Below are 16,890 nucleotides of genomic sequence, written 5' to 3'. Positions count from 1 at the left end.
ATGAAAATTCTGACCGTTCCGCACAATGCTGTTTCCCCGCTGTCCCGTGCCTGTGCTGTTGGCCTGCTCGCCGGTTTGCTGCCGCTGGGCGCAGTGGCAGGCCCGACCATCGAGTTTGGCGAGGAGGGTTCGCTCACCTTTACCTACGCCCTGCAGGGGTGGTTGCAGCACAAAGGGTTCACTTCGGCAACCGATAACGGTTCGTCGAACGATGCTTTTTTGCGCCGCAACCGGCTGACCTTTTCCGGCCAGTACAACGACTTCGTGGGTTTTTATGCGCAGCTCGAGTCTGGCAACGACAGCAAGCTCGGCGAGGATGACAAAAGCGTCTATTACCGCGATGCGTATGTAACGCTGGACTATCGCGATGACGTACGCTTCATCGTCGGCCGCTTCAAGAACACCTTCTCGCGGGAGAACCTGGAAGCGTGCCTGGAGCCGCTGACCATGGACCGTGCCGAGGTGCTCGCCTACACGCCGTTCGGCGGCAGCCGCGATACCGGTCTGGCGGTCTGGGGCAATCTGTTGGATGCCAAATTCCAGTATCGCGTCATGGTTGCCGACGGCCGCGAGGACAACGCAGTGGCCGAGGACAATCCGCGCCTGACTACCCGTGTGCATTACAGTTTCTGGGAGCCGGAATTCAACTACGGCTATCTGGGTACCTACCTGGGAACGAAGAAGGTGCTGACCGTTGGCGCCGCTTACGAGATGCAGAATGGCGTCGCATACGGCAACTATATTGCGCGCAGCGATATCAAGGATTACAAGGCATGGACGGTGGACGCGTTCATGGAGTACCCGATGGCGAGCGGGGTCTACACGCTTTCCGGCGCGTACTTCGATTACGATACGGATGGCGCCACTAATCTGAATCCAGATCCCGCGTTGACCGTCCGCAGCGACCTCAAGGGCTATTACGTCAAGGCCGGCTACATGCTGCCCAACAAGGTTGGCATGGGTCGTCTGCAGTTCTTCGCCCGTCACGAAACGTCCGATTACGGCATCGAGACCGGCGGTGTCGAGTATTATGACCAGAAATGGAATAGCGTCGGCGCGAACTACTATCTGGATGGACAGAGGTTGAAGATCAGCTTGGAGTACGCGGATATTAGCTTCGATAACGAACACCCGACCAACGTTGCGCTGCAGGATTATAATCAGGCCACGCTTGGCCTGCAGTTCATCTTCTGATCTGTCTCTTGCAGTGGCTCTGCACGGCCGCCCGGTGACTGGCGGCCGTGTTCTTTTCCGTATTGTGTCAATCAAGAGGTATTGCCATCAAATCGCTGAGTTTGCGGGGGACGGCCAACCGGCGCCCCTTCATTTCAATCTTTTCCGGCCACCTGCTGCCGGCCGCGATTACATTGCTGGCCGGCCTGCTGTATGCCTTTTTTGGTCCTTTCTGGAACGAATCACACCTCCTCTGGTTGTCCGGTTTCCTGCTGGCCGCCCTGTTCACCTATCTGATCGTGCGCCTGTCTGGCGAACTGGCCGCGTTGAGGCGACTTGAGCTTGGCATTCTTCACGCGCGCGAAGGTCTGCTGGAGCCGACCTCGGCCGGGCCCTATGCATGGACCAGCATCGGCCGTCTGATACCGGAATACAACACCACCATCAACACGCTACGGATGATGTTCCAGACCGTGGAAGAATGTCAGGGGCGCTTTCTCAACGAGCGCAACCGTAGCAACACCATTCTGCAAAGCCTGCCGGGCGCCCTGCTGAGCCTGGCCGACGATTTGCGCGTCACCATCGCCAACCGCCAGGCGGATGCGCTGTTCGGTGTCCGGTCGGGTGCGCTGATCGGCGCAAACCTGTTCGAACTGCTCGACATCAACGAGCACGACCGCGAACTGCTGCGCGATGCCTTTCTCTACAAGCACATTATCCGAAACCAGGAAATTGCTCTCAACGTCGATGGTGACAAGCGTTTCTTTTCGCTCAACCTCGCCTTCTACAGCGATGAGGAAAACGACATGGGCGGCGTGCTGATCCTGCAGGACATCACCGAGCATCGCCAACTGATGGAAAGCGTTGCGATGCGCGAGAAACTGGTGGCGATGGGCCAGCTTGCAGCGGGTGTTGCGCACGAACTGAACACGCCCCTTGGCAATATACTTGGCTATGCGCAACTGCTCGACCGGGGCGCGGTCGAGCATCCAAAACTGACGGGCTATGCCCGCATCATCGCCGACGAGGCGCAGCGCTGCTCGCGCGTGGTGCAGGAATTGCTCGACTATGCGCGCAAGGATAAATGCAGCGGCGAAACCTGCGATCTGAACCAGCTGGCACAAGAGTTGATCGAGACATTCATTAACTGCAGGCTTAAACGCTACCGAATCGAAATCGTGCTGGATCTGTGTCCGGAAATGGTGGTTGTCGAGGGGGGGTGCGGCCAGATCGACATCGTTTTGAGCAACCTGCTGGTCAATGCCATCGACGCGCTCGACAAAACGCTGTCGCCGCGCATTGTCGTGCGCACCTGGGCGGAGGACGCCTATGCCGCCATCGCCATTTCGGACAACGGTCCGGGCGTGCCGCAGGATATCCGTAAGCGCTTGTTCGACCCCTTCTTTTCCACCAAGGACGTCGGGCAGGGCTCCGGGCTTGGCCTGTCCATCAGCCAGGCAATCGTTACAAAACGTGGCGGCTTTATTGCCTATGATGCCGCGAATGATGAAGGCGCATGCTTCATCGTCAAATTGCCGGCAGTCGACCTGGAACGAGCAAAACCATGAAACAGGGTGCCTCCACTCTACGCGGCAATGACAAGGATGCCGGCATGGCCGATGCCATCCCGGCCATTCTGGTTACCGAGGATGACCGCAACATGCGCGAGCTGATCCTCGCCGTGCTGGCCGAGTCGTCGATGACGTTCAAGGTGGCCAGCGCCGAGAACGCGCACGAGGCGATGGATTTCCTCGAAAACAACGACGCCGCCGTCGTCCTCACCGATCTCCGCATGCCGGGTGCCGATGGACTGGACCTGCTCAAGTTCGTTAAATCGCACGACCCGCAGACCCAGGTCGTGCTGGTCACCGGCTATGCCACCGTCGAGTCCGCCGTCGACGCCCTCAAGGAGGGTGCCTACGATTACGTCCAGAAGCCGTTCGACACCATCAAGTTGCGCTGCGTGGTGGAAAAGGCACTCGGTTTCTACCTGCTCTCGACCGAGAACCAGCGCCTGCGTCGGCAAAGCCGTGCCTATGAGGAAAGCGGCGAGATCATCGGCCAGTCCCAGGCGAAGGAGCGGGTCGACCGTCTGATCGACGCCGCCGCCGCCTACGATTCCAGTGTGTTGATCTTCGGTGAAAGCGGCAGCGGCAAAGAGCTGGTGGCACGCCAGATCCACCAGCGCGGCAAGCGCCGCGACAAGCCCTTCGTCGCCATCAACTGCGCGGCGATCCCGGAGAACCTGATCGAAAGCGAGCTGTTCGGCTTTCGCAAGGGCTCCTTTACCGGCGCCGAGCGCAACAAGCCTGGCCTGTTCGAGGTTGCCGATGGCGGCACCCTGTTTCTCGACGAGATCAACAATGCCCCGCTGGCGCTGCAGGCCAAGCTGCTGCGCGTGCTGCAGGACGGAAGTTTCTATCCGACCGGCGCCACCGAACCCGTTAATGTCGATGTCCGCGTGATTGCCGCCAGCAACCGGCCGATTCCCGAACTGGTGGAAAGTGGCCAGTTTCGCGAAGATCTCTTCTATCGTCTGTCGGTGATGGAGATCAGCGTCCCGCCGCTACGCGAGCGGCGCGAAGATATCGCTTTGCTGGCCTACTATTTGCTGAACAAGCATTCGTTGCGCCTTGGCAAGCACATCAGCGGCGTCAGCACCGCCGTGCTCGGCGCGCTGATGCGTTATGACTGGCCCGGCAACGTGCGCGAACTGGAAAACATCATCCAGCGCATGATTATTCTTGCCGAGTCGGATCATATCGATGCCGACGTGCTGCCGTCGCGGCTGACCGAACAGAAGGACCCGCGCGGCCGCGCGCTCGACTATCTGCCACCGCAAAGCCTTGACGAAGTGGAGGCCTATTTCATCCGCAAGACCCTGCGCGAGACGCACGGCGATCGCGCGCTGGCGGCGGAAATTCTCGGCATCGACAAATCGACGTTGTGGCGCAAGGTCAAGCGCTATGGCATTGAGGAATAATGCCATCGATCAAATGCGCGTGTCGCGTTTCTTCCCGGCCGATGCCATCTTCAAGTCCGGCAAAACTAGTTGCGCCGCCATGCCTTTTATAGGAAGCTTGAACGCGATGCCGCTCGCCCCCCTTTTCGTCTCGCTGCGCCGCGCTTCCTGGTTGGGCGCGCCGCTAAATCTGCTGTTACTGCTGGGGCTGGCGGCCTTGCTGGCGCACTGGACCTGGCGCTTTGCCGCGCCGATGCCGCCGCTGTCGGCAAGCGCCGCGCGCGCCGATATCAAGCTGGACGCGCAACTGGCTTCGCTGCGTGCGGCGCATCTGTTCGGCGCAGCGCAGGGGGAGGTGGCTGTGCGCGATGAGCCGGCGACCTCGCTCAACCTGAAACTGCGCGGGGTGTTCGCTTCACCGGACAGCCAGCCGGCGATGGCGATTCTCGGCGTCGACGGGCAGGACCAGGCCGTTGCCACCGGTTACGAAATCGTGCCGGGAGTGGTGTTGGACTCGGTGGCCCCCGACCACGTGATTTTGCTCAACCGCGGGATGCGTGAGCGCCTCGACCTGGATGCGGTGGGGCAGCCTCTGGCGTTGGCCAGCGGTGACATTCCGGTCTCGCGCAACGAATTCAACCAGGCTTTGGCCAACCCGCAAAGTCTCGGGGTTCAGGCGCGCGCCGGGAGTGGCGCGCAGCCTGGCCTGGTGCTGACCTCGGTAGCGGCTGACGGGCTGGTTGCGCGGCTGGGGCTGCAGAGCGGGGACACGCTGCGCATGGTCAATGGCATGCCGGTTGCCAATGTGCAGGACTTTGCGCGGCAGTTGTCCGGCACGGTGGGGGTGCAGCGCCTCACCGTAGTGGGCGAACGCCAGGGCAAGCCGCTTACTCTTTCCTACAGGCTGCAGTAGAAATAATGAATAACATGAAAAAAACACGATCGGGTTTCCCCCGCCGGCTGACGTTGAGCGTCCTGTTGTTTGCGCTGGCGCTGCCGCCGTTGCAGACCCATGCTCAGACCCAGACCCAGACTGACCCGATCGTTCTCAATTTCGTCAACGCCGATATCCCCTCGGTAATCAAGGCGGTAGGCGAACTCACCGGCAAGAACTTCATCATCGATCCGCGCGTCAAGGGCACGGTGATCATCACTTCGGCGAGGCCGGTGCCGCGCGACCAGGTGTATCCGATCCTGCTGTCGGCGCTGCGCATGCAGGGCTTCTCGGCGATCGAGGGTCACGGGGTGGTGAAGATCGTGCCGGAAGCGGAGGCGAAGCAGAATTACAGCGTGACCCGCGGCAAGCAGGTCAACGAGAGCGGCGACCGGATCATCACCCAGGTTTACCCGCTGCAACATGAGTCCGCCGCGCAATTGATGCCGGTCCTGCGGCCGCTGATCGGTCCCAACAACGCCATCGCGGTGCTGCCCAGCAGCAACACGCTGGTGATTACCGATTATGCCGACAACGTGCGGCGGCTGAACGCGATCATCGAGGCGGTCGACCAGCCGAGCGCAAACGATACCGCCTTGATCCGGCTGAACCATGTGTCGGCGGTGGACGTGGCGCAGTCACTGGGGCGGCTGATGTCCGACGGTGCCGCGGCGGCGGGGCAGCCGGGCGGTACGCGGCTGACGATCGTGCCGGATATGCGCTCGAATTCACTGCTGGTGCGCAGCGATAATCCCTCGCGCATCCAGGCGCTGCGCGGCCTGGTTGCCGGGCTCGATGTGGCGGGCGCGGCGGGCGGCAACATTCATGTGGTGTACCTGCGCAATGCCGAAGCGGCGAAGCTGGCCGAGACGCTGCGCGGTATTCTGACCGGCGAGGCGCCGATTGGACCGAAGACGGCCAGCATGACGGGAACCTCGCCGGCCGCCACGGCCAGCTCCGCAACCAGTACCAGTTCGCTATCCGGCGCCGCTGGCGGCAGCATGATCCTCGCCGACACGGCGACCAACTCGCTCGTCATCAGCGCGCCGGACGTGACCTACAACGCACTGCGCGCGGTGATCGACAAGCTCGACGCGCGCCGTGCACAGGTGTTCATCGAGGCGCTGGTGGTGGAGATCACCGCCGAGAAGGCGGCCGAGTTCGGCATCCAGTGGCAGGACCTGAGCGGCATCGAGGAGGGCGGGACGAATCTCATCGGCGGCACCAACTTCGGCCGCGGCACCGGCAGCAACATCATCGATGCGTCGGCCGACCTCTCGACCCTGGGCTCGGGACTGAACATCGGTGTCGTCAGCGGCACCATCAATATTCCCGGTGTCGGCGAGGTGCTCAACCTCGGCGCGCTGGCACGTGCGCTCGAATCCGACGCCAACGCCAACATCCTGTCGACGCCCAACCTGCTGACCATGGACAACGAGGAGGCCAAAATCGTTGTGGGCCAGAACGTGCCTTTCCTTACCGGCTCCTATGCGCTGTCCGGCACCGATCCAACGGTGAACCCGTTTCAGACCATCGAGCGACGCGACGTCGGTCTGACGCTGAAGGTGCGGCCACAGGTGTCCGAAGGCGGCTCGGTCAAGCTGCTGATCTATCAGGAAACTTCCAGCCTGCGGGAAAATACGGCGTCCGGTGTCATCATCGACTTGCGCTCGATCGATTCCACTGTGCTGGTCGACGACGGCCGCATCATCGTGCTTGGCGGGCTGATCCAGGACACCATGCAGGACAGTGTCGACAAGGTGCCGCTGCTGGGGGACATCCCATTGCTCGGCCATCTGTTCAGGACTGAAAAGCGCAAGCGCGTGAAAACCAACCTGATGGTATTCCTGCGTCCGCACGTGCTGCGCGACAACAACAGTTCGGACCTGCTGACCGGCGAGCGTTATGGCTTCATCCGCCAGAAACAGACCGAGTTCCGCATGCAGCCGCATTTTGCCCTGCCAGATATGCAAATGGAGCCGTTGCCAGAACTGAAGAATCCGCCGCTGCCCCAGCTGGGCAACAAGCCGCCGCAGCCCGCCCAGAACGCGCCACTGACGGCGCCCTGATGCCTGTCATGGATACGACCGCGACCCACGTTCCGGATTCGCAGCTCGCCACACTGCTGCCCTACGGCTTTGCACGCACCCGCGGGGTGCTGGTGGCGCGGCGCGTCGGCGACGAGATGGAGGTGTGGCTGCGCGAGGGAGCCGAGCCCGCCACCCTGGCCGAGGTGCGGCGCATCCTCAAGTGCCCGCTGCAGACGCAGGTGCTGGCGCCGGAGCAGTTCGAGCGCGTCCTGACACTGGCCTATGCGCGGGGCGAGAACCAGGCGGCCAGCCTGGTCGACGACATGGCGCAGGGAATGGACCTGCAGCAGTTGGCGCAGGACATCCCCGAGGTGGCCGACCTGCTGGAAAGCGAGGACGATGCTCCGATCATTCGCCTCATCAATGCGCTGCTGACGCAGGCGCTGCGCGAGAATGCGTCCGATATCCATATCGAACCCTACGAGACGCGCTCGGTGGTGCGCTTTCGCATGGACGGCGCACTGCGCGACGTGATCGAGCCGAAGCGCGCGCTGCACGCGGCGATCGTTTCGCGCATCAAGGTGATGGCGCAGCTCGACATCGCCGAGAAGCGCCTGCCGCAGGACGGCCGCATCACCTTGCGGCTGGCCGGGCGGCCGGTGGATGTGCGGGTGTCGACGCTGCCCACCGGCCACGGCGAGCGCGTGGTGCTGCGTCTGCTCGACAAGCAGGCGGGGCGGCTGGAGTTGGGGCGCCTCGGCATGAGTAATGTCACCCTCGGCGGGCTCGACGAACTGATTCACCGCCCCCACGGTATCGTGCTGGTGACCGGGCCGACCGGCTCGGGCAAAACCACCACGCTATACGCGGCACTGTCGCGGCTGGACGCCAGGACGCTCAACATCATGACGGTGGAGGATCCGATCGAGTACGACCTCGACGGCATCGGCCAGAGCCAGGCCAACCCGCGCATCGAGTTGACTTTTGCGCGCGCGCTGCGCTCCATCCTGCGGCAGGATCCGGACGTCATCATGATCGGCGAAATACGCGATCTGGAGACCGCGCAGATTGCGGTGCAGGCTTCGCTCACCGGCCATCTGGTGCTGGCGACGCTGCACACCAACGATGCTGCCAGTTCTGTGACGCGCCTGATCGACATGGGGATCGAGCCTTTTCTGCTGGCATCGAGCCTCCTGGGTGTGCTCGGCCAGCGCCTGGTGCGCAGGCTATGCCCGCTGTGTCGCCAGCCGCACGCGGCGAGCGACAAGGAACGCACGGCGATCGGGGAGCCTGCGCTGGACGGGCCGTTGTTCAGCGCAGTCGGCTGTCCGGGCTGCAATTCCACCGGCTATCGTGGCCGTACCGGCATCTATGAATTGCTCGCAGTCGACGAGCCGCTGCGCCGCATGATTCACGATGGCGCGTCCGAACAGAACCTGCGCGGCCACGCCGTGGCGCAAGGCATGGTCAGCATGCGCCAGGACGGTATGCGCTGGGTGCGTGCCGGCGACACCGCTCTGGAAGAAGTGCTGCGCGTGACGCGCGAAGCCTGAACGGCTGGATCGACATGGCTGCATTTCGCTACGAGGCTTACGACGCTGCCGGCCGCCTGAAGAAGGGCGTACAGGAAGCCGACACTGCGCGCCAGTTGCGCGCCCGGCTGCGCGAACAGGGGCTGCTGGTGGCGGAAGTGGCGACGATGTCCGAAGCCACCATGGCGCGCGGCAGCAGCCGCTGGCACTGGCGGCGCGGCCTGTCCGGCACGCAACTGAGCCTGGTCACGCGACAGTTCGCCACCCTGCTGGCCGCCGGCCTGCCGGTGGAGCAGACGCTCAACGCCCTGATCGAGCAGGCCGATACCGACTATCAGCGCCAGGTGCTGGCCGGGGTGCGCGGCGAAGTGCTGGCGGGGCATTCGCTGGCGCGCGCGCTGCAGAAATATCCGCGCGTGTTCCCCGAGCTGTACATCACCCTGGTCGCGGCCGGCGAGCAGTCCGGCCGTCTCGGCGAGGTGATGGAGCGGCTGGCCGACTATACCGAATCGCACCAGGCGCTGCGGCAGAAGGTCGGACTGGCTTTTATCTATCCGGCGATCGTTACGCTGGTGGCGGGCTCCGTGGTGCTCGGCCTCTTGACCTACGTGGTGCCGCAGGTGGTGAGCGTGTTCCAGAACACCAACCAGACGCTGCCGTGGCTGACCCGCGCACTGATCGGGCTGAGCGATTTTCTGCGTGCCAGCGGCTGGCTATGGCTGATTGCGATCGCCGTGGCGATCTGGGCGGCGCGGCGGGCGCTACGCCTGCCGCCGACGCGTCTGCGTTTTCATCGCTGGCTGCTGCGGCTGCCGCTGGTGGGCGCGCTGGTGCGTGGCGTCAACAGCGCACAGCTGGCGAGCACGCTGGCCATTCTGGTGGGCAGCGGGGTGCCGCTGCTGGCGGCACTGCAGGCCGGCGCCGGGGTGGTGAACAATCTGCCGATGCGGCAGGCGGTGGAGGAGGCAGCGCGCAAGGTGCGCGAGGGCGGCAGCCTCAGCCGCGCACTTGCCGCAGCGAAACTGTTCCCGCCGATGCTGGTGCACATGATCGCCAGCGGCGAGGCGAGTGGCCGCCTGGTGCACATGCTCGAGCGCGCCGCCGCCCAGCAGAGCCGCGAAATGGAAAACCGCGTGATGGGGCTGACCAGCTTGCTGGAGCCGCTGCTGATCGTGGTGATGGGGGTGGTGGTGCTGGTGATCGTGCTGGCGATCCTGCTGCCGATTTTCGAGATGAACCAGCTGGTGCGCTGATGCGCCGGTCGATGCATGAATCCGCTGAATGCGCGATCCGGCCGTATCACCATGCGCACGCGCTGCAGTTTTTATAACGCGGGCTGGTTTTTTGCACCCGTTGATTTAATTGGAAAGGATCGATATGAAATCCGGATCACACAAACCCGGCCTGGTCACACGCGGCTTCACCCTGATCGAGATCATGGTGGTGGTTGCGATTCTCGGCATTCTCGCGGCGCTGGTGGTGCCGAAGATCATGGGCCGACCGGACGAGGCGCGCATCGTTGCCGCCAGGCAGGATATTGCTTCGATCAAGCAGGCGCTGAACCTTTATCGCCTCGATAACGCGCGCTATCCGGCCACCGAGCAGGGCCTGCAGGCCCTGGTGGAAAAGCCGACCTCGGGGTCGATTCCCGGTAACTGGAAAGCCGGCGGTTATCTCGAACGCCTGCCCAACGATCCCTGGGGCGCGCCCTATCAGTATCTGAACCCCGGGCTGCGCGGCGAGATCGACGTTTTCAGCCTGGGCGCGGACGGCGCGGCAGGCGGCGAAGGCAACAACGCGGACATCGGTTCGTGGGAGCTGTAAGCCAGCGCGGCTTCACTCTGATCGAGGTTCTGGTGGTGCTGGTGATCATCGGCATCATGGCTGGATTGGTGGGCGTGCGCCTGATGCCGGACGACGACCGCGTGCTGGCGAACGAGGTGCAGCGGCTGGCGCTGCTGCTGGAACAGACGCGCGACCAGGCGGTGGTATCGGGCGAGCCGATTGCGTTTACGGTGGAGCAGGGGGGCTATCGTTTCTGGGCGTTGAACGAGGACAACCAATGGGTGCCGCGCAGCGGCGACGATCTGCTGAAGGATCGAAGCCTGGCGAGCGGCGTACGTCTGCTGGCACTGCGGGTGAATCAGGCCAGCCTGGAAGCGGGCGAGCGCCTGCTGTTCCTGCCGTCCGGCAGCAGCGCACCATTCACTGCCGACCTGGCGCTCAACGCGGCACACGCGCGCATCCGTGGCGACAGCCTGGGCCGGGTACGCGTCGAGACGCAGCAGGATATGGCCGAATGAGCAGGCAGTCGGCGCGTGGCTTCACCCTGATCGAGGTGCTGGTGGCGCTGGCGATTCTGGCGATCGCGCTGGCCGCCGCCAGTCGCGCGTCGGCGATGATGGCCAACAGTTCGGCCGAGCTGCGGCAACGCCTGTTGGCCAGCTGGGTGGCGCAAAATCGTCTGGCCGAATTGCAGGCGCGGCGCGCCTGGCCCAATGCCGGCACCTACGAAGGCGAGGTGGAGCAGGCGGGATTGAAATTGACGTGGCACGAAACCGTCAGCGCCACCTCCAACCGGGCGTTCCTCCGCGTTGAGATCCATGTTGGCGCGGCTGGGCGCGACGAGCATGCGCTGGCACGGCTGACCGGCTATCTGGCACGTGCCGAGAGCAAATGAGACAGCGCGGCTTCACCCTGGTGGAAATGCTGGTGGCGCTAACGATCTTCGCGCTGATGTCGGTACTGGCCTACCGCGGGCTGACCGCGGTTCTGCAGACGCGCGAGCATCTCACCGAGGACAACCGGCGCTGGCGCGACATTGCGCTGACGCTGGCGCAACTGGAGCAGGACATGAGCATGGTGGTGAACCGGCCGGTGCGCGACGGCGGCGACCTGCCGCTGCCGGCGCTGGTCGGCGACCCGCAGGCCCTTGGTGCCAACGACGCGCAGCTGAGTTTCAGCCGCATGGGCATGGCGTGGCAGACCGGCGTGCTGGCGGATGTTCAACGCCACGGCTACCGGCTCAACAACGGCACGCTCGAGCAACTGGTGTGGCCGGTGCTGGACCGGGCGCCGCTCACCGAGCCCGTGGTGCATGCATTGCTGGAGCGGGTGAACCGCTTCGAGTTGCGCTATCTCGACGGCAGCGGCAACTGGCAGTCGCGTTGGCCGCTGCCCGGGATGGCGGTGCTACCGGCGGCGCTGGAGGTGGTGCTCGAACTCGACGGCGGCGTCGCCGTAACGCGGGTGTTTGCCCTGCCATGAGACGCCAGCGCGGCATGGCCGTCATCACGGCCATCCTGGTCGTCGCGCTGGTGGCGAGCGCGGCGTCGTTCATGGCGTGGCAGCAGCAGTTGTGGGTGCGCCAGGTGGAAAATCTCAATGAACAGGCGCAAAGCAGGGTAGTGGTGCTGGCGGCGCTGCAGTGGGCGCGTTCGATACTGGCGCAAGACGCGCGCAACACCAACGTGGACCATCTGGGTGAGATCTGGGCGCAGGCGATGGCGCCGCTGCCGGTGGAGGGGGGCGAACTGGCCGGCGAACTGACCGACCAGCAGGGGCTGTTCAACCTCAACAGCCTGGTACGCGGGGGCAAGGTCAGTGCGATCGATCTCGCGGTTTTTCGCAAGCTTCTGGAGCTGCTGCAATTGCCGCCCGAGCATGCTGCCGCTGTGGTCGACTGGATCGACCCCAATGCCGTGGTGACGCATCCGGGTGGTGCCGAGGACATGGATTATCTGGCACTTGATCCGCCTTATCGTGCCGGTAATCGTGCGCTGACGACGGTGGACGGGCTCGCCCGCTTGAAAGGCTTCGACGCGGCGACGGTGGAGCGCTTGCGCCCCTTCGTGACGGCGCTGCCGCAAGCGACGCCGGTCAACGTCAACACCGCGCCGGCGGAGGTGCTGGCGGCGGCGATCGCCGACCTGTCGCTCGACCAGGCACAGACGTTGGTGACGGCGCGCAAGGAGCAGCATTTCAAGGACATCGCCGACTTCCGTGCGCGTCTGCCGAAGGCGGTGACGCAGGTCAATGAGACCCTGCTGAGTGTTGGCAGCCACTATTTTCTGGTTACCGGCCACGCCCGCTTCGGCCGCGCGAAAGTCGGCTACCAGGCTCTGCTGGAACGCGAAACGACCGCCTGGCCGAAGCTGGCGTGGCAAAAGAATATCTGATCCAATCGAACCCTGACCATGAGCCTGCTGCGCATCCATATCCCTTCTTCCTGGCCCGACACCGAGCCGGACGCTCCACTGCCCTGGTGCCGTCTTGGCACGCGTGGCGAGCGGCTCGCTGCCGGCAGCGACACGCTCGCCAACCTGCCGCGCGCCGAGGCTTGTGAACTGGTGATTCCGGCGGAGGCGGTGCTGCTGACCCGTGCCACCCTGCCGCGCGGCAGCAGGCGGAAAATGCGGCAGTTGCTGGCTTACGCGATCGAAGACCGGCTGGTGGCCGAGCCCGATGCGGTGCATGTGGCCGCCGGTCCCACGCTGGGTGACGGCCAGACTGCGCTGGCGGTGGTCGACAAGGCCTGGCTGGCGCGGGTGCTGGCGCGTTTGGACGGAGCCGGCCTGCGGCCGCGTAGCGCCTGGCCGGAAACCCTGCTGCCGGCGTTGCCGGCCGATGGCTGGGTGATGGTGTGGGGTGGCCGTGGCGGCTTCCTGCGCAGCGGCGAGCATGCGGGCATGAGCCTGGACGGCGGCACGTCCACGCAGCCGCCCACCGCGCTCGTGCTGAGCGTGGCGCAAGCGCGTGCGACGGCAGCCTTGCCGCATCACCTGCTGGTGCGTCTGCGCGAAGGCGCGCCGCCACCCGATGTCGAAGCCTGGAGCCATGTGCTGGGTGTGGCGGTCGAGGTGGGGGTGGGATGGATGCCCTTGCAGCATCCGGACGCCACCCATGGCGGCATCGATCTGCTGCAGGGCGCATTCGCATCATCGGGTGCGGGGTGGGACGGGTGGCCCAATTTGCGGCTGCCGTTGATTCTGGCCGGGCTGATCGCCTTGCTGCAGGTCGGGGCGACGGCGACCGAGTGGTGGCTGTTGAGCCGTGAAAAGCAACACCTGCAGGCGGCAATGGAAGAGAACTTCCGCGAGGCCTTCCCCGACGCGCGCGTGATCGTCGATGCGCCGCTGCAGATGCAGCGCAATCTGGCCGAACTGCGCGGCACGGCGGGCCAAACGTCGCCGTCCGATTTTATGCCCTTGCTGTCGCGCGTGGCGCCTGCGCTCGATGCCGACAGCCGCGGCAGCCTGCGCGCGATCCGCTACGAAGCCAGCCAGCTCAGTCTGGATGTGCCGGTGACCGACCAGGCGGCGGCCGAAAACTTGTTGAAGCGCCTGATCGACGCCGGCCTGGCCAGCCAGCTGCAGAGCGTCAGCGGCACGGCGCCGCAATCGCTGGCGCGTATCGCAGTTACGGGGGACACGCCATGAAAGACCTGCTGCTTCAATTCTGGCGCACGCGCGTGCCGCGTGAACGCCTCGTCCTCGCCGGCGGTTCGGCGCTGCTGGTGCTGGCCCTGGGGTTTGCCTACGCCTGGCTGCCGATGCAGCGCGAGGTGGCGCAACTGCGGCAGGCGCTGCCGCAATTACGCGTTCAGGCCCGGCAACTGCAGCAGGACGCGCAGGAAGTCGCCCGTCTCAAGGCGCAGCCCACGGTGACGCGGGAGGCGGGCAGCCTCACGCTCGCCGTCGAGCAGAACGCGCTGGCCATGGGTCTGCGCGAGCGTATTGAATCGATCGCGCAGCAGGATGCCGGCCACGTCCGGGTGCTGCTGCCGCAGGTGGCGTTCGACGCATGGATCGTCTGGGTCGGCGGGTTGCAGGCGAGCCACGGAGTGCGGGTGGAATCGGCCCGCATCGAGGCGACTGCCGCAGCCGGCATGGTCAGTGTCGACGCCGTGCTGGTGGGTGGATGATGGCGGATCGCACGCCCTTCCGTTTGCGCGGACCGCATTACCTGCTGGCTGCGCTGGTGTACCTGGCGCTGCTGCTGGCGTGGGCACCGGCCAGTCTGCTGGCGTGGGCGCTGCCGCACTTCACCCAGCAGGCGGTGTCGCTCGATCGGGCCGAAGGAAGCGTGTGGCGCGGCCAGGCCATGGGGATTCGGGTGAAGGTTGCGGCGTCATCCGATTTGCAACTGGGTCGCATACGCTGGCAGTTGCGCCCGCTCGATCTCTTTGCCGGCCGCCTCGGCTACCGGCTGCAACTGACAGGCGCCGGCATCGATGCGCAGGGCGTGTTGCGTGCAGGTGCGAACAGCGGGGAACTGCTAGAAACCCGGATCGAACTGCCGGCAAAATGGCTGGAGCGACTGTCACCCGACCTCGGTTTGTGGCAACCGGGCGGTCGACTGGTTTTGAAAGCCGACCGCATCGCTTTCAGCCGGAGCGGCACCGAAGGCGATGCCACTCTGCGCTGGCTGGATGCCGCTTCGGGTCGGGTGCGGCCACGACTCGGCAGCTACCGCGCGGACGTTGAAGGTATGGAAAACGGCCTGAAATTCAAACTGTCGACCGAATCGGGGCCTCTGTTCCTGCAGGGTTTGGGCAGTTGGGATCGCCGGCGCGGCACGGTTTTTAACGGCGTGGCTCGTGTCGCCCCGGATAGCAGGGTGGAACTGGATGGGCTTTTGAGTCTCATCGGTCCGGCCCAGCCGAATGGCGACCGCGTGCTCCGCATCGCGGGTTGATGCAGGCAGCTCTCCGGGGTTCGCCGATTCTACGTCTTTACACCAGGGGCCTGAAACCAGCGTGTTAAACGTCGCATATTTAAGATAAGCTCTGCGCCGATATTCCAAGATTTATTTCACGATTGATGATGCCAAGTATGCTTACTGCCAATGGACTGGCCTGCGAACGCGGCGAGCGCCTGCTGTTCAGGAACCTGGGTTTCGAGTTGGGGCGTGGCGAGGCTTTATTGGTGGTGGGGGGCAATGGTCGCGGCAAGACCAGCCTGCTGCGCATCCTTTGCGGCCTGTCTGCACCTGTCGCCGGCGTTGTGCGCTGGCGTGGCGACCCCTTAAGCAAGGCGCACGAACAATATGGGCGGGAGATGGCCTACCTCGGCCATGCCAACGGCATCAAGGACGACCTCACCCCGATGGAGAATCTGCGGATCGCGGCGGCGCTGAACGGCCGCGAACTGGATATCGGAACCGCGACGACTGCGCTGGAGCGGGTGGGTCTGTCGCGTTGCATGGATTTTCCTGCCCGCGTGCTGTCTTTCGGCCAGCGCCGGCGCGTTGCGCTGGCGGGGCTGATGACGGCCGGCGCGCTGCTGTGGATTCTCGACGAACCGCTGACCGGGCTCGACGTCGAGGGGGTCGCGATGGTGGAGCGGATGATCCGCGATCACGTCGTGGCGGGTGGGCTGGCGATCATGACCACCCATCAGCCGCTGGCGCTCGACGGCCTGACCCCCAAAACCCTCTCGGTCGGAGATTGAGCGTGGTTGTTGACGCTTCAGCGGCTTTAGTGCGTGAATGTTGCTGCTTTAGCAGCTTTACATTCACGGCCTCCCCCTTGCGGGGACAACCACGGCCTGCCCCTTGCGGGTGGAGCATGTTCGCGCTTGGGTCACGATGCTGAAATTCCTGTTCACCGTCATTCGCCGCGATGTGTTGCTGGCGGCGCGGCGCCGTGGCGACTGGCTGACCGCGCAATTCTTCTTCGTCATGGTGGTGAGCATGTTTCCGCTCGGCATCGGGCCGGAGCCGGGCATGCTGCGCACCATCGGGCCGGGGGTGGTGTGGGTGGCGGCGCTGCTGGCGTCGTTGCTGTCGCTGGATCGGTTGTTCGCCGACGATTATCGTGACGGCACCCTGGAACAAATGCTGCTGTCGCCCAGTCCTATTGCCTTACTGACCTTGGGGAAGGCGATCGCGCACTGGATCATCAACGGGATTCCGCTGCTGATAATTGCGCCGCTGCTGGGGATCCAGTTCAATCTGCCGGCCGGGGCGCTGTGGATGCTTGTCCTGTCGCTGGCCATCGGTACGCCCATCCTGTCGCTGCTCGGCAGTATCGGCGCCGCGTTGACACTGGGCTTGCGTGGCGGCGGTGCGTTGGTCACTCTGCTGATCATGCCGCTTTATGTGCCGGCCCTGATCTTCGGCGCCGGCGCGGTGGAAGGCGTACTCTCCGGCACCGGTTCGGAAGCGCATCTTTCGCTGCTGGGGGCGTTTCTGATGATGTCGCTGTTGCTGGCGCCCTGGGTGAGCGCAATGGCCCTTAAAGTTTCTGTGGAGTAGGCA

At 64.4% G+C, this 16,890-nt stretch carries 17 protein-coding genes; all 17 read left to right on the top strand.

Annotated elements, in window-relative coordinates; translation table 11 throughout:
* Positions 1 to 1,194, top strand: a complete 1,194-nt coding sequence (gene extI / locus ACZ41T_RS04910; protein WP_464923359.1) for a selenite/tellurite reduction operon porin ExtI — start codon at positions 1 to 3, stop codon at positions 1,192 to 1,194.
* A 101-nt stretch (positions 1,195 to 1,295) separates the two neighbouring features.
* Positions 1,296 to 2,741 carry a two-component system sensor histidine kinase NtrB gene (locus ACZ41T_RS04905; RefSeq protein ID WP_464923358.1) on the top strand — a complete coding sequence of 482 codons (1,446 nt, stop codon included), beginning with the start codon at positions 1,296 to 1,298 and terminating at the stop codon, positions 2,739 to 2,741.
* Positions 2,738 to 4,156: a sigma-54-dependent transcriptional regulator gene (locus ACZ41T_RS04900; RefSeq protein ID WP_464923357.1), complete on the top strand. Its 1,419-nt coding sequence runs from the start codon at positions 2,738 to 2,740 to the stop codon at positions 4,154 to 4,156. The genes ACZ41T_RS04905 and ACZ41T_RS04900 overlap by 4 nt, the downstream gene beginning before the upstream one ends.
* A gap of 13 nt (positions 4,157 to 4,169) precedes the next feature.
* A complete protein-coding gene (locus tag ACZ41T_RS04895) occupies positions 4,170 to 5,048 on the top strand; it encodes a type II secretion system protein N (protein WP_464923356.1) in 879 nt (292 codons plus the stop codon).
* A gap of 14 nt (positions 5,049 to 5,062) precedes the next feature.
* Positions 5,063 to 7,138 (top strand): type II secretion system secretin GspD, encoded by a 2,076-nt coding sequence (gene gspD, locus ACZ41T_RS04890; protein WP_464923355.1) that lies wholly within the window; start codon positions 5,063 to 5,065, stop codon positions 7,136 to 7,138.
* 8 nt (positions 7,139 to 7,146) lie between these two features.
* On the top strand, positions 7,147 to 8,652 hold the full coding sequence (gene gspE / locus ACZ41T_RS04885) for a type II secretion system ATPase GspE (protein WP_464923354.1): 1,506 nt from the start codon (positions 7,147 to 7,149) through the stop codon (positions 8,650 to 8,652).
* Positions 8,653 to 8,666: 14 nt separating this feature from the next.
* Positions 8,667 to 9,884 carry a type II secretion system inner membrane protein GspF gene (gene gspF, locus ACZ41T_RS04880; RefSeq protein ID WP_464923353.1) on the top strand — a complete coding sequence of 406 codons (1,218 nt, stop codon included), beginning with the start codon at positions 8,667 to 8,669 and terminating at the stop codon, positions 9,882 to 9,884.
* A gap of 124 nt (positions 9,885 to 10,008) precedes the next feature.
* Complete coding sequence (gene gspG, locus ACZ41T_RS04875; protein WP_464923352.1) at positions 10,009 to 10,455, top strand: type II secretion system major pseudopilin GspG; 447 nt, start codon at positions 10,009 to 10,011, stop codon at positions 10,453 to 10,455.
* Entirely contained in the window at positions 10,443 to 10,934 is a 492-nt protein-coding gene (gene gspH / locus ACZ41T_RS04870; RefSeq protein ID WP_464923351.1) for a type II secretion system minor pseudopilin GspH, read from the top strand. Before gspG ends, gspH begins: the two co-directional genes overlap by 13 nt.
* Entirely contained in the window at positions 10,931 to 11,311 is a 381-nt protein-coding gene (gene gspI, locus ACZ41T_RS04865) for a type II secretion system minor pseudopilin GspI (RefSeq protein ID WP_464923350.1), read from the top strand. The genes gspH and gspI overlap by 4 nt, the downstream gene beginning before the upstream one ends.
* Positions 11,308 to 11,898 carry a type II secretion system minor pseudopilin GspJ gene (gene gspJ, locus ACZ41T_RS04860; RefSeq protein WP_464923349.1) on the top strand — a complete coding sequence of 197 codons (591 nt, stop codon included), beginning with the start codon at positions 11,308 to 11,310 and terminating at the stop codon, positions 11,896 to 11,898. The genes gspI and gspJ overlap by 4 nt, the downstream gene beginning before the upstream one ends.
* A complete protein-coding gene (gene gspK / locus ACZ41T_RS04855) occupies positions 11,895 to 12,809 on the top strand; it encodes a type II secretion system minor pseudopilin GspK (protein WP_464923348.1) in 915 nt (304 codons plus the stop codon). The genes gspJ and gspK overlap by 4 nt, the downstream gene beginning before the upstream one ends.
* Positions 12,810 to 12,827: 18 nt before the next feature.
* Positions 12,828 to 14,069, top strand: a complete 1,242-nt coding sequence (gene gspL, locus ACZ41T_RS04850) for a type II secretion system protein GspL (RefSeq protein WP_464923347.1) — start codon at positions 12,828 to 12,830, stop codon at positions 14,067 to 14,069.
* The gene (locus tag ACZ41T_RS04845; protein WP_464923346.1) at positions 14,066 to 14,554 is read left to right on the top strand and encodes a type II secretion system protein M; all 489 of its coding nucleotides are present in this window, start codon (positions 14,066 to 14,068) and stop codon (positions 14,552 to 14,554) included. The genes gspL and ACZ41T_RS04845 overlap by 4 nt, the downstream gene beginning before the upstream one ends.
* Positions 14,551 to 15,327 carry a type II secretion system protein N gene (locus ACZ41T_RS04840; protein ID WP_464923345.1) on the top strand — a complete coding sequence of 259 codons (777 nt, stop codon included), beginning with the start codon at positions 14,551 to 14,553 and terminating at the stop codon, positions 15,325 to 15,327. Before ACZ41T_RS04845 ends, ACZ41T_RS04840 begins: the two co-directional genes overlap by 4 nt.
* 137 nt (positions 15,328 to 15,464) lie before the next feature.
* Positions 15,465 to 16,082: a cytochrome c biogenesis heme-transporting ATPase CcmA gene (gene ccmA, locus ACZ41T_RS04835; protein ID WP_464923344.1), complete on the top strand. Its 618-nt coding sequence runs from the start codon at positions 15,465 to 15,467 to the stop codon at positions 16,080 to 16,082.
* Between the two features lie 136 nt (positions 16,083 to 16,218).
* Positions 16,219 to 16,887: a heme exporter protein CcmB gene (ccmB, locus tag ACZ41T_RS04830; protein WP_464923343.1), complete on the top strand. Its 669-nt coding sequence runs from the start codon at positions 16,219 to 16,221 to the stop codon at positions 16,885 to 16,887.
* Positions 16,888 to 16,890: the final 3 nt, after the last annotated feature.

The organism is Thiobacillus thiophilus, from assembly GCF_055378705.1.
This window is presented reverse-complemented; position numbering and strand designations above follow the sequence as displayed.

Excerpts from the sequence above, each read along its gene's own strand:
- gspL (WP_464923347.1), top strand. The coding sequence starts at position 12,828 with ATGAGCCTGCTGCGCATCCATATCCCTTCTTCCTGGCCCGACACCGAG.
- gspK (WP_464923348.1), top strand. The coding sequence starts at position 11,895 with ATGAGACGCCAGCGCGGCATGGCCGTCATCACGGCCATCCTGGTCGTC.
- extI (WP_464923359.1), top strand. The coding sequence starts at position 1 with ATGAAAATTCTGACCGTTCCGCACAATGCTGTTTCCCCGCTGTCCCGT.
- ACZ41T_RS04895 (WP_464923356.1), top strand. The coding sequence starts at position 4,170 with ATGCGCGTGTCGCGTTTCTTCCCGGCCGATGCCATCTTCAAGTCCGGC.
- gspG (WP_464923352.1), top strand. The coding sequence starts at position 10,009 with ATGAAATCCGGATCACACAAACCCGGCCTGGTCACACGCGGCTTCACC.
- gspJ (WP_464923349.1), top strand. The coding sequence starts at position 11,308 with ATGAGACAGCGCGGCTTCACCCTGGTGGAAATGCTGGTGGCGCTAACG.
- ACZ41T_RS04900 (WP_464923357.1), top strand. The coding sequence starts at position 2,738 with ATGAAACAGGGTGCCTCCACTCTACGCGGCAATGACAAGGATGCCGGC.
- ACZ41T_RS04840 (WP_464923345.1), top strand. The coding sequence starts at position 14,551 with ATGATGGCGGATCGCACGCCCTTCCGTTTGCGCGGACCGCATTACCTG.
- ccmB (WP_464923343.1), top strand. The coding sequence starts at position 16,219 with ATGCTGAAATTCCTGTTCACCGTCATTCGCCGCGATGTGTTGCTGGCG.
- gspE (WP_464923354.1), top strand. The coding sequence starts at position 7,147 with ATGGATACGACCGCGACCCACGTTCCGGATTCGCAGCTCGCCACACTG.
- gspD (WP_464923355.1), top strand. The coding sequence starts at position 5,063 with ATGAAAAAAACACGATCGGGTTTCCCCCGCCGGCTGACGTTGAGCGTC.
- gspF (WP_464923353.1), top strand. The coding sequence starts at position 8,667 with ATGGCTGCATTTCGCTACGAGGCTTACGACGCTGCCGGCCGCCTGAAG.
- ccmA (WP_464923344.1), top strand. The coding sequence starts at position 15,465 with ATGCTTACTGCCAATGGACTGGCCTGCGAACGCGGCGAGCGCCTGCTG.
- gspI (WP_464923350.1), top strand. The coding sequence starts at position 10,931 with ATGAGCAGGCAGTCGGCGCGTGGCTTCACCCTGATCGAGGTGCTGGTG.
- ACZ41T_RS04845 (WP_464923346.1), top strand. The coding sequence starts at position 14,066 with ATGAAAGACCTGCTGCTTCAATTCTGGCGCACGCGCGTGCCGCGTGAA.